11 protein-coding genes are annotated in these 10,347 nt (G+C 70.3%); 6 read left to right on the top strand and 5 right to left on the bottom strand.

Annotated features, from left to right (window positions below; translation table 11 throughout):
* The first annotated feature begins 144 nt into the window (after nucleotides 1–144).
* The 4 genes from GH736_RS10490 to GH736_RS10475 all read left to right on the top strand — a co-directional run bounded on the left by GH736_RS10490 (nucleotide 145) and on the right by GH736_RS10475 (nucleotide 5,145).
* Nucleotides 145–981: an aldo/keto reductase gene (locus GH736_RS10490; RefSeq protein WP_159602911.1), complete on the top strand. Its 837-nt coding sequence runs from the start codon at nucleotides 145–147 to the stop codon at nucleotides 979–981.
* A gap of 82 nt (nucleotides 982–1,063) precedes the next feature.
* The gene (locus tag GH736_RS10485; RefSeq protein WP_159602909.1) at nucleotides 1,064–1,765 is read left to right on the top strand and encodes a type 1 glutamine amidotransferase domain-containing protein; all 702 of its coding nucleotides are present in this window, start codon (nucleotides 1,064–1,066) and stop codon (nucleotides 1,763–1,765) included.
* 144 nt (nucleotides 1,766–1,909) lie between these two features.
* A complete protein-coding gene (locus tag GH736_RS10480) occupies nucleotides 1,910–4,048 on the top strand; it encodes an amylo-alpha-1,6-glucosidase (RefSeq protein WP_159602907.1) in 2,139 nt (712 codons plus the stop codon).
* Entirely contained in the window at nucleotides 4,045–5,145 is a 1,101-nt protein-coding gene (locus GH736_RS10475; protein WP_159602905.1) for a glycosyltransferase, read from the top strand. Before GH736_RS10480 ends, GH736_RS10475 begins: the two co-directional genes overlap by 4 nt.
* A 30-nt stretch (nucleotides 5,146–5,175) precedes the next feature.
* Here the strand turns inward: GH736_RS10475 and GH736_RS10470 are convergent, their stop codons facing one another.
* The 4 genes from GH736_RS10470 to GH736_RS10455 all read right to left on the bottom strand — a co-directional run bounded on the left by GH736_RS10470 (nucleotide 5,176) and on the right by GH736_RS10455 (nucleotide 7,926).
* Nucleotides 5,176–5,529 (bottom strand): TFIIB-type zinc ribbon-containing protein, encoded by a 354-nt coding sequence (locus tag GH736_RS10470; protein ID WP_159602903.1) that lies wholly within the window; start codon nucleotides 5,527–5,529, stop codon nucleotides 5,176–5,178.
* Nucleotides 5,530–5,735: 206 nt separating this feature from the next.
* Nucleotides 5,736–5,942 carry a cold-shock protein gene (locus tag GH736_RS10465; protein ID WP_159602901.1) on the bottom strand — a complete coding sequence of 69 codons (207 nt, stop codon included), beginning with the start codon at nucleotides 5,940–5,942 and terminating at the stop codon, nucleotides 5,736–5,738.
* Nucleotides 5,943–6,041: 99 nt separating this feature from the next.
* Complete coding sequence (locus GH736_RS10460; RefSeq protein WP_407922337.1) at nucleotides 6,042–7,151, bottom strand: fatty acid desaturase family protein; 1,110 nt, start codon at nucleotides 7,149–7,151, stop codon at nucleotides 6,042–6,044.
* A gap of 118 nt (nucleotides 7,152–7,269) precedes the next feature.
* Nucleotides 7,270–7,926 (bottom strand): UdgX family uracil-DNA binding protein, encoded by a 657-nt coding sequence (locus GH736_RS10455; protein WP_159602897.1) that lies wholly within the window; start codon nucleotides 7,924–7,926, stop codon nucleotides 7,270–7,272.
* Between the two features lie 65 nt (nucleotides 7,927–7,991).
* Between GH736_RS10455 and GH736_RS10450 the strand changes: the two genes are divergently transcribed.
* Nucleotides 7,992–8,864: an NAD-dependent epimerase/dehydratase family protein gene (locus tag GH736_RS10450; RefSeq protein WP_159602895.1), complete on the top strand. Its 873-nt coding sequence runs from the start codon at nucleotides 7,992–7,994 to the stop codon at nucleotides 8,862–8,864.
* A gap of 115 nt (nucleotides 8,865–8,979) precedes the next feature.
* Here GH736_RS10450 and GH736_RS10445 read toward each other — a convergent pair whose 3' ends face one another.
* A complete protein-coding gene (locus GH736_RS10445) occupies nucleotides 8,980–9,183 on the bottom strand; it encodes a cold-shock protein (protein WP_022893782.1) in 204 nt (67 codons plus the stop codon).
* Nucleotides 9,184–9,551: 368 nt separating this feature from the next.
* On the opposite strand from GH736_RS10445, the gene GH736_RS10440 reads away from it, so the two are divergent.
* A complete protein-coding gene (locus GH736_RS10440; RefSeq protein WP_159602893.1) occupies nucleotides 9,552–10,331 on the top strand; it encodes a VanZ family protein in 780 nt (259 codons plus the stop codon).
* Nucleotides 10,332–10,347 lie beyond the last annotated feature (16 nt).

Below are 10,347 nucleotides of genomic sequence, written 5' to 3'. Positions count from 1 at the left end.
GCTCGGCTCGCACCGCACGGGCCGCCCTTCAGGGCGCCGGCCCCGACGATCGCGCTGCGGGGACCGACACGCGCCCCGTGGCATCCGTCGCCTGAGCCGCAGCGGCACCGCCGCTCCGACCTGCCCCACCACCGAAAGGAACGCATGACCACCGCGACCGTCCCCACCATCACCCTGAACAACGGCGTCCGGATGCCGCAGCTCGGCTTCGGCGTCTTCCAGGTACCGAACGACGAGACGCAGGCCGCGGTCGCCGCCGCCCTCGAGGTCGGCTACCGCAGCATCGACACCGCCGCCGTCTATGGCAATGAGCAGGGCGTGGGGCGCGCCATCGCGTCGTCGGGCCTCGCCCGTGACGAGTTGTTCGTCACCTCCAAGGTGTGGAACTCCGACCAGGGCCACGACGAGACCCTGCGCGCATTCGACGCGAGCCTCGCGAAGCTCGGGCTCGAGCAGCTCGACCTGTACCTGATCCACTGGCCGACGCCCGACCGCGACCGCTACGTCGACACGTGGCGGGCGCTCGAGCGCCTGGCCGCCGACGGACGGATCCGCGCGATCGGCGTCTCGAACTTCGAGCCCGACCACCTCGACCGCCTCGTCGCCGAGGGCTCGGTCGTGCCCGCCGTGAACCAGGTCGAGCTCCACCCGGCCCTGCAGAATCGCCGGGTCGTCGCGGCGAACGACCGCCTCGGCATCGCCACCGAGGCCTGGAGCCCATTGGCGCAGGGCGCGGTGCTCGACGACCCCGCGATCACGACGATCGCCGCCGCGCACGGCCGCACGCCCGCACAGGTCGTGCTGCGCTGGCACCTGCAGCAGGGCCGCATCGTGATCCCCAAGTCGGTCACCCCGGCGCGCATCGCCGAGAACTTCGACGTGTTCGGGTTCGAGCTCGCGGCATCCGAGCTCGACGCGATCGACGGCCTCGAGCGCGACGGGCGCACCGGTCCGCACCCCGCCGAGTTCCACCGCGCCTGACCCGGCAGCGCCGCGAGACCTCCAGGCGCCGCCCGCACGTCCAGCCCCACCCATCAGCAACGACAGAACGGAACCATCACCCGTGAGCGACATCCTCATGATCGTCACCGCCGCCACCAGCCTCACCATGAAGGACGGGTCGGAGCACCCGACCGGCTTCTGGGCCGAGGAGCTCGTCACCGCCCACCGCGATCTGCTCGAGGCCGGCCACGCCGTCACCATCGCCACGCCGGGCGGGGTGACGCCGACGGTCGACGCCGTCAGCCTCGATCCCGCCGTCGTCGGCAGCACCGAGACCGTCGAGGAGCTTCGCGGCTACCTCGCGTCGATCGCCGACGAACTCGCCGCCGCGGTGCCCGTCGCCGACGTCGACGCGGCCGACTTCGCCGCGATCGTGCTCCCCGGAGGCCACGGGCCGATGGCCGACCTCGCGTTCGACGCCGCGACGGGCCGGGTCCTGGTGGCCGCGGAGGCGGCGGGCATCATCATCGCGCCGTTCTGCCACGGCCCCGCCGCCCTGCTCTCGGCGAAGCTCCCCGACGGCTCGAACGCGTTCGCCGGCCGGCGCCTCACCGTCTTCACCGACGAGGAGGAACGCACCGGCGGAACGGGCGAGAACACGCCGTGGTGGGTCGAGTCCGCGCTGCGCGAGGCCGGTGCGATCATCGACTCCGCCGCCCCCTGGAGCGACCACGTCGTCGTCGACGGCAACCTCATCTCGGGGCAGAACCCCCAGTCGAGCGCGTCAGTCGCGCGCCGGGTCATCCAGGCCATCACCGGCTGAGCGCCCGGCTCTGCACGCCCCGACGCGGAGAACCGCTGCTGTCAACCCTCTCGCCGCAGCGTGACCTTGTGCTTACGGTGAGAGCCGATTCGGGCCGGGTGCCACGACGGGCCCTGATACGGCCACGGGTGACGAGGCGAGCAGATGACAGGCTGGAACACGGACACACTCGCGCAGAGCGCCGGGGCCGGGGCGATCACGATCGTCGAGGGCTCCTCGTTCTGCGTGTCGGGCCAGAACGGCGATATCGTGCCCGACCTCCCGCACGGCATGTTCTTCCGAGACACCAGGCTCATCTCCAGGTGGACGCTGCTCATCGACGGCGCCCCCGTGGAGACGCTCTCCTCGACCACTCCCGAGCCGTATCGCGCGGTGACGGTCGGCCGGGCAGGGCATCTCCCCGGCCGGGCCGACACGCCCCTGGTCGTCGAACGCGATCGACGGGTGGAGGGCGGCCTGCGCGAGCGCATCACGCTCCGCAGCTACTCCCGTGAGCCGATGGCGTACCGGGTGGAGCTCGTCGTCGAATCCGACTTCGCCGACATCTTCGAGGTGAAGGAGGGGCGCGCCGCCGGGCGGCCACGGGCTGCACACCTCGACGATGCCGGCCGGCTGACGGTCGCATCCGGACGGGCCGACTCGCTCGGCCTGGCGGTGTCCGCCCGCGGGGCCTTCGTCGCCGGCGACCGGCTCTCATTCGACGTCGTCCTCGGCCCGCGCGGCACGTGGTCGCAGAGCGTGGTCGTGACACCGGTGGTGGACGGCGAGGATCTCCTGGTGGGCACGGACACCGGACCGTTGCAGGTGTCGGAACCGGCGCGCCGGTTCCTCGCGTGGCAGTCGCGCATCCCGGTGCCCTCGCTCGAGGACGACGCGATCGAGCGGGTGATCCTGCAGAGCCAACGCGACCTCGGCGCCCTGCGCATCTTCGACCCGAGGCATCCCGACCGCGCCGTGGTCGCGGCAGGCGTTCCGTGGTTCATGGCCCTCTTCGGGCGCGACTCGCTGCTCACGGCGTTCATGTCCATGACCGTGGATCCCACCCTCGCCCTCGGCACGCTGCGGACCCTCGCAGACCTCCAGGGCACCCGGTTCGACGCCTCATCCGAGGAGCAGCCGGGTCGCATCCTCCACGAGGTGCGGCTGGGGGCCACCACGAACCTCGCCCTGGGCGGGGGCTCCGTCTACTACGGCACCGTCGACGCCACCCCGCTGTTCGTCGTCGTGCTCGGCGAGCTCGCCCAGTGGGGCGCGCTCCCCGAGGACCCCGACGACCTCATCCGGGCGGCCGACCGGGCGCTCGCCTGGATCGAACGGGACGGCGACCGCGACGGCGACGGATTCGTCGAGTACGAGCGGCTGAACGACCACGGACTCCTCAACCAGGGCTGGAAGGACTCGTGGGACGGCATCTCGTTCGCCGACGGGCGGCTCCCCAAGCCGCCGATCGCCCTCTGCGAGGTGCAGGGATACGTGTACCAGGCGTACCTCGCGAGAGGGCTGCTCGCACGACTCCAGGGCGACGACACGGCCGGAGAAGCGTGGGACGCTCGGGCGGACGAGCTGAAGCGGGAGTTCAACGAGCGGTTCTGGCTCCCGGATCGGCAGTACTTCGCCATCGCGCTCGACGGCGACAAGAACCCCGTCGACGCCTGCGCCTCCAACATGGGCCACTGCCTCTGGAGCGGCATCGTCGACGACGACAAGGCGGCCGCGGTCGCGGAACGACTGCTCTCGGACGAGATGTTCACCGGCTGGGGGGTGCGCACGTTGGCGTCCGACATGGGCGCGTACAACCCCGCGAGCTACCACAACGGGTCGGTGTGGCCGCACGACAACGCCATCATCGCGGCGGGGCTGATGCGGTACGGATTCGTCGATGAGGCGAACCGGGTGGTGCTCGGCCTCTTCGAGGCGGCGACCGCCTTCGGCGGGCGGCTGCCCGAGCTGTTCTGCGGATTCGGTCGCACCGAGTATCCGTCGCCCGTGGCGTACCCCGCATCGTGCTCGCCGCAGGCCTGGGCGGCGGCCACACCCTTCTCGCTGCTTCGCACCACGGTGCGCTTCGAGCCCTCCGTGCCGACCGGGGAGGTCTGGCTGGCGCCCACCTCCTCGGAGCACTTCGGCGACATGCACTTCCGCAACATGCCCTTCGCGGGCTCGCGGATGTCCATCGACGTCGCGCGAGGCGGCGTCTCGGTCGCGGGCCTCCCCGCCGGCCTCACCCTGCATCCGACCCCTCGCTGGGCGTCGGCCGTTCCCACCCGAAGGGACCTCTCATGAGAATCGGCATCATCGCACCGCCCTGGATCCCCATCCCGCCGAATGCGTACGGCGGCATCGAGTCGTTCATCGACGTGCTCGCGCGGGCCCTCGCCGATGCCGGGCAGGACGTGGTGCTCGCCGCGTCGAGCGACAGCACGAGCCCAGTTCCCAGGCTCCCCGGCTTCGAGGCGTCGGACCCGGCGAAGATGGGCGTCACCGCGCACGAACTGCAGCACCTGCTGCGCGCCTTCTCGGGCCTCGCGGATGTCGACGTGATCCTCGACAACACGCTCGCCGGCCCCATCCTCGCGCGCTTCGCGACGACGCTCCCGGTCGTCACCGTGGCCCACGGCCCGCTCATCCCGATCGAGCAGGAGCTCTACTGCGCGGCATCGTCGGACGTCGTGTTCGTGGCGATCTCGCACAACCAGGCGTCGCTCGCCGGTCCGGTGCCGATCAGGCGCGTCATCCACCACGGCATCCAGGTCGAGGACGTGCCCGTCGGCCCGGGCGGCGACAGCGCGTGCTTCGTCGGCCGGATGCATCCGTCGAAGGGCATCCCAGAGGCCATCGAAGCCGCGGCCATCGCCGGCATCCCGCTGCGGATCGCCGCGAAGATGCAGGAGCAGGCCGAGGAGGAGTACTTCGACGAGGTGGTCAAGCCGATGCTCGGGTCCAACGCCGAATACGTCGGCGAGCTCACCGCCGAGGAGAAGTACGAGCTGATGGGCAACTCCAGCGTGCTGCTCAACCCGATCCAATGGGACGAGCCGTTCGGCCTCGTGATGATCGAGGCGATGGCGACGGGCACGCCGGTGGCCGCCACGCCCCGCGGCTCGGTCGGCGAGATCGTCGAGGAGGGGCGCACCGGATTCATCCGCTCGGACCCGAAGGGACTCGCGGCCGCACTCGCCGACCTTGCGACGCTCGACCGAGCGTCGTGCCGCGAGGCCGTCGAGACCCGGTTCAGCTCCCACCGCATGGCGGCCGACTACGTCGCACTGTTCGAGGAGCTCATCCGTCAACGCCGGCCGGTCGAGCGTGCGGGAGCCGCCCGGGCGGCAGCAGTGACCATGCCGGTCGAGTCGCCCTCGTCGTCGGGGGTCGGCGGCTAGCCGACCCGCACCGGCCGGTCGGGGCCGCGCTCAGTCGAAGAGCTCGGAGAACCAGCTCTCCTTCTTCTTCTTGCGGTACTGGCCCCGGTTGTCGTAGCCCCGGTTGTCGTAGTCACGCTCGTCGTAGGACTGCTGGCCGTACCCGGGCTGCTGCCGGCCGTACGCCGGCTGCGGTGGTACGGGTGACGCCTGGGTGGGGCCCCCGGGCGCTGCCGACGCTGCCGGAGCCGCGGGGGCACCGCCGTACTCGCGCGCGTCGCGCTCGATGATCTTGTCGAGTTCGCCCCGGTCGAGCCAGACGCCCCGACACGTCGGGCAGTAGTCGATCTCGATGCCGCTGCGCTCGCTCATCACCAGCACGGTTCCGTCATTGGGGCACTTCATGGGGCTCCTCCTTCGGGGCCGAGCGGTCGATCGGCGCTTCTGTCGAGCCTATGGAGCGAACCTCCGAGGATGCTCGATCGAGGCCATGCAGAGCGCCGAACGAGAGCGAGCGGATGCCGCGCCATGCGCCTCACTGGGAGGCGCCGGCGTGCGGCATCCGCTCGTCGACCACGCGGCACGAAGCCGCGGATCAGGGGTGCGAGAACTTAACCGATGACGGTGATGTTCTCGGCCTGCAGGCCCTTGGGGCCGCGGGCGGTCTCGAATTCGACCTTCTGGTTCTCCTCGAGCGAGCGGTATCCGCCCGACGCGATCGCGCTGAAGTGCGCGAAGACGTCGGCCGAGCCGTCATCCGGGGCGATGAAGCCGAAGCCCTTGTCGGCGTTGAACCACTTGACGGTTCCGGTAGCCATATTCTTTTCCTTCTGTAAAGCCGAGCCGCCGGAGCGGCTGCGACGTGCACGACCTCGGGTCGTGCGGGGTTCCGCCGGCGAAATCCACCGACGGAAGTCTCAGACCCGACGGAACTGGTTCACCATCGGGCAGTCGAACGGGTCGCGAGCGGCGAGGCCGACGCGATTGAGGTACTCGATGACGATGCCGTACGACTTCAGGATCGTCGTCTCGGTGTAGGGCACGTCGAGGGTGCGGGCGTGCTCGCGCACGATCTCGCGCGCCTTCGCGAGGTGCGGCCGCGGCATGTTCGGGAACAGGTGGTGCTCCACCTGGTAGTTGAGGCCGCCGAAGAGGACGCTCGCCCAGAACCCGCCCGACACGTTGCGCGAGGTGAGCACCTGCTTCGAGAAGAAGTCGAGCTTGACGTCGGCGGGGATGATCGGCATGCCCTTGTGGTTGGGTGCGAACGAGGCGCCCATGTAGATGCCGAACACGGCCAGCTGCACGCCGATGAAGGCGAAGGCCATGCCGAGCGGGAGCATCCAGAAGATCGCGCCGAAGTAGATCGCGAACCGCACCGCGATGAGGCTGAGCTCGACGCCGCGGCCCTTCACGGGACCCCGGTCGAACAGCGTGCGGATGGAGGTGAAGTGCAGGTTGACGCCCTCGAGCGTGAGCAGCGGGAAGAACAGGTATCCCTGCTTGCGCGTGATGAGCGCCATCAGCCCCCGCTGCTTCGCGGCATCGGCCTCGACGAACGAGATCGTGTCGAAGTCGATGTCGGGGTCCTTGCCGATCTTGTTCGGATTGGCGTGGTGACGCGTGTGCTTCGTCATCCACCAGGCGTAGCTGATGCCGACGACGCCGGCGGCGATGCCGCGGCCGAGGCGGTCGTTCGCCGGGCCCGACTCGAGCACCTGGCGGTGCGAGGCCTCGTGGGCGAGGAACGCGAACTGCGTGAAGATCAGGCCGAGGGCCCCCGCGATCAGCAGCTGGAACCATGAGTCGCCGAGCAGGATGAATCCCGCGATCGCGCCGCCGAGGGCGACGAGCAGGATGCCGATGAGCATGAGGTAGAACCAGCGCGTGCGGTTCAGGAGGCCGGACTCGCGAACGACCCGAGAGAGTGACGTGAAGCTCCGCGTGATGTCAGCGGAACCGGTGCGGGGCTTCGTCGCCCGTACCGCACCGAGGGTTTCGGTGTGAGAGATGTGAATACGTCCCAGCTGGTCGTCGACTTCCCAGCCGGGGTTCGCGGGTAGAACACCCGCTGTAGATATCCCCACTCTAGGGGGTGCACATGGGAAGGCACTGTGAGTATCGAGACATATGCCGCAATCGGCATCACTCTACCGCATCCGCCGCCGCGCGCAGGTCGTCGACGAGCGCCTGGAACGCGGCCGTCCGGTCAGCCGGGTCCTCGATGCGCAGCAGCGCAGACGGATGCGTCGTCACGAGCACCGGGGCCGGCAGTGCGGATGCCCCGGCCGCGGCATCCGGCGGCAGCACCCTGCCGCGCACCTCGCCGATGCGCACCGTGCGCCCGAGCACCGAGCGCACGGCCGTGGCGCCGAGCGCGACGACGATCGAGGGATGCACCGCCTCGAATTCGGCTTCGAGCCACGGCCGGCACGGGACGATGTGCGCGACGGACGGCTTCTCGTGGATGCGCCGCTTACCGCGCAGCCGGAACCGGAAGTGCTTCACCGCGTTGGTGACGTACACGCGGTCGCGCGCGATGCCCGCGGCGTCGACCGCGTCGGCGAGGAGCCGCCCCGCTGGCCCGACGAACGGCTCGCCCTCGAGGTCCTCGCGATCGCCCGGCTGCTCGCCCACGAGCATGAGTGGCGCCCCCTCGCGGCCGCGCGAGAACACGACCTGCGTGGCGTCGTGCCAGAGCTCGCAGCCGCGGCAGTCGGGCGCGGCACGGCGGAGCTCGTCGACCGGAGCCCCCTCCGGCACCCACGCGTCGGCACCGGGGCGCTCCACATCGTCGGCCATGCGGCGAGCGTAGGAGCCGGCGGCAGTCGCCGGCAGGGGGTTGCACGCAGTGCGAGACTTGACCCATGCGCATCGCCGTCACCGGAGGCTCGGGCAAGCTCGGCCGCACCGTCGTCCGCACGCTCCGCGACGAGGGTCACGAGGTCGTGAACCTCGACCAGCAGGGCGATCGCGCCCACGTCACCCGCGTCGACCTCACCGACTACGGCCAGGTGATCGACGCGTTCGCAGGCGTCGACGACCGGCACACCGGGGTCGAGGCCATCGTGCACCTCGGCGCGATCCCCGCACCCGGCATCCTCAGCGACGTGGCCACCTTCCACAACAACATGCTGTCGACGTTCAACGTGTTCCAGGCGGCCCGGCGCCTCGGCATCACCCGCATCGTGTACGCGTCGAGCGAGACCGTGCTGGGCCTGCCGTTCGACGTGCCGCCGCCCTACATCCCCGTCGACGAGGAGTATCCGGCGCGCCCCGAGAGCACCTACTCGCTCGTGAAGCACCTCGAGGAGCAGCTGGCGATCGAGCTCGTGCGGTGGAATCCCGAGCTCTCGATCACGGCGTTGCGGTTCTCGAACGTGATGGACCCCGCCGACTACGAGGCGTTCCCCGAGTTCGATGCCGACGCGACGCTCCGCAAGTGGAATCTCTGGGGCTACATCGACGGCCGCGACGGGGCGCAGGCGGTGAGCCTCGCGCTCGAGAATGCCCGACCGGGCTTCGATCGCTTCATCATCGCCGCGGCCGACACCGTCATGTCGCGACCCAACGCCGAGCTCGTCGCCGAGGTGTTCCCGGGCGTCGAGGTGCGCGGCGACCTCGGGGTCAACGACACGCTGCTGTCGATCGACAAGGCACGCCGGGTGCTCGGGTTCGAGCCGCGCCACTCCTGGCGCGACGAGGTGACGGATGCCGCGGCATCCGTTCGCCCGAGCTGACGCGCAGCACGAACCGCCCGAGCCGGCGCGCAGCCCGGGTCGATCCGCCGAACCCGCGCAGAAGACGAACGCCCCCGCCAGCCGGAGCTGACGGGGGCGTCCTGAGAGCCGAGACCTAGAGGCCGCGGATGTTCTCAGCCTGCAGGCCCTTGGGGCCCTGTGCGACCTCGAACTCGACCTTCTGGCCCTCTTCGAGCGAACGGTAGCCGTTGCCCGAGATGGCGCTGAAGTGTGCGAAGACGTCGGCGCTGCCGTCGTCGGGAGCGATGAAGCCGAAGCCCTTTTCGGCGTTGAACCACTTGACGGTTCCGGTTGCCATACTGCTGTCCTTCTGTCCTATGGGCCGCTGAGTGCGGGCCCGATGCGATCGGGGTCGATCGCGTCCCCGACGACACGGTGCCGTCGAAGCTGGGGGCGAGGGGCGGGTGTGCGCTCAGGCATCCGCCTTCTCGTATCGGGTCATGCCACGCGGATCGTGCCGCCTCCGGGCAATCAGGTGGAGGCGCGGGCGTCTGCCCGCTTGATGGAGGAATCGTTGAGCCTACCCTAGTGGGTCACGCGCGCGAGCACACCAGTTCGCGATCGGATCGTGACCTGAGATGACGAGAATCACGACACGCCAGGCTCATCAGCAGATCTCCGGGGTGGTGCCAGCGTGCTCATAGGCAGGCACCCCAGACTGGAGGGATGGACCGCCGCCCCCTGCGATTCGTCGCCTTCGCCTACGCCGCCGTGGTGCTGTGGGCGACCGTCGGCCCCGCGCCGTGGCGCACGAGCGGCAACCAACTCGAGGGCGGCATCCTGAACCCCGACGCGTGGACGGCCCCCGTGACGTGGACCACCGGCTACCTCTCGGAGATGGCGTTCAACGTGGCGATGTTCGTCCCGGTCGGGCTGCTCGCGGCACTGCTCATCCCGCGTCGGCGCTGGCCGTTGGCATTGCTCGCCGGGTTCGCGTTCACCGCGGTGATCGAGCTCGTGCAGGTGCCCGAGCCCGATCGCATCTCCGACCCGCGCGACCTGGTGATGAACACGGGCGGCGCCGTGCTCGGCGTGCTGGCAGTGCTCACGGCGCGCATGGTGCGCCGCTCGGTCGCGGTGGCGGTCATGCCGATGCTCACCCCCGCGGATGACGCGATGCCGGCGGATGCCGCTGCGCCGCCGTCGCGCGAGCCCGCAGGCGAACTCATCGGGGCGTCGTCCGTGACGTGGACCACGTGGTCGGGCTACTACGTGGTCGACGAACCGGCTCGTCGACGCGAATCGCCCCCTTCCTCCGCCGCCAGATCGCCCCCAGAACGCGGCCGCGGGTGCGCGGATTCGTCAGGTCGCGCCGTCGACCGCGCGCTCGCTCGAGCTCCTCGCCATGCGCCACCAACCGGCTGGAGCCGCGCGAAGTTCTTCCACTTCGGCGCGGAACGACTCCGTGCGCACGCGGCTCGGTCGCGATGCCGCGCGCGCGCATGACCACCCTTCCCGCTGC

It is taken from the genome of Agromyces humi (assembly GCF_009720255.1).
In the GTDB taxonomy this organism is placed as follows: Bacteria; Actinomycetota; Actinomycetes; order Actinomycetales; family Microbacteriaceae; genus Agromyces; species Agromyces humi.
The sequence above is the reverse complement of the archived record's forward strand: the minus strand, read 5'-3'. Positions and strand labels throughout refer to the sequence as shown.

What these genes read in the sequence shown, in the direction of transcription:
- GH736_RS10480 (WP_159602907.1), top strand. Translation starts at nt 1,910, where the DNA reads ATGACAGGCTGGAACACGGACACACTCGCGCAGAGCGCCGGGGCCGGG.
- GH736_RS10475 (WP_159602905.1), top strand. Translation starts at nt 4,045, where the DNA reads ATGAGAATCGGCATCATCGCACCGCCCTGGATCCCCATCCCGCCGAAT.
- GH736_RS10450 (WP_159602895.1), top strand. Translation starts at nt 7,992, where the DNA reads ATGCGCATCGCCGTCACCGGAGGCTCGGGCAAGCTCGGCCGCACCGTC.
- GH736_RS10470 (WP_159602903.1), bottom strand. Translation starts at nt 5,529, where the DNA reads ATGAAGTGCCCCAATGACGGAACCGTGCTGGTGATGAGCGAGCGCAGC.
- GH736_RS10445 (WP_022893782.1), bottom strand. Translation starts at nt 9,183, where the DNA reads ATGGCAACCGGAACCGTCAAGTGGTTCAACGCCGAAAAGGGCTTCGGC.
- GH736_RS10490 (WP_159602911.1), top strand. Translation starts at nt 145, where the DNA reads ATGACCACCGCGACCGTCCCCACCATCACCCTGAACAACGGCGTCCGG.
- GH736_RS10440 (WP_159602893.1), top strand. Translation starts at nt 9,552, where the DNA reads ATGGACCGCCGCCCCCTGCGATTCGTCGCCTTCGCCTACGCCGCCGTG.
- GH736_RS10465 (WP_159602901.1), bottom strand. Translation starts at nt 5,942, where the DNA reads ATGGCTACCGGAACCGTCAAGTGGTTCAACGCCGACAAGGGCTTCGGC.
- GH736_RS10455 (WP_159602897.1), bottom strand. Translation starts at nt 7,926, where the DNA reads ATGGCCGACGATGTGGAGCGCCCCGGTGCCGACGCGTGGGTGCCGGAG.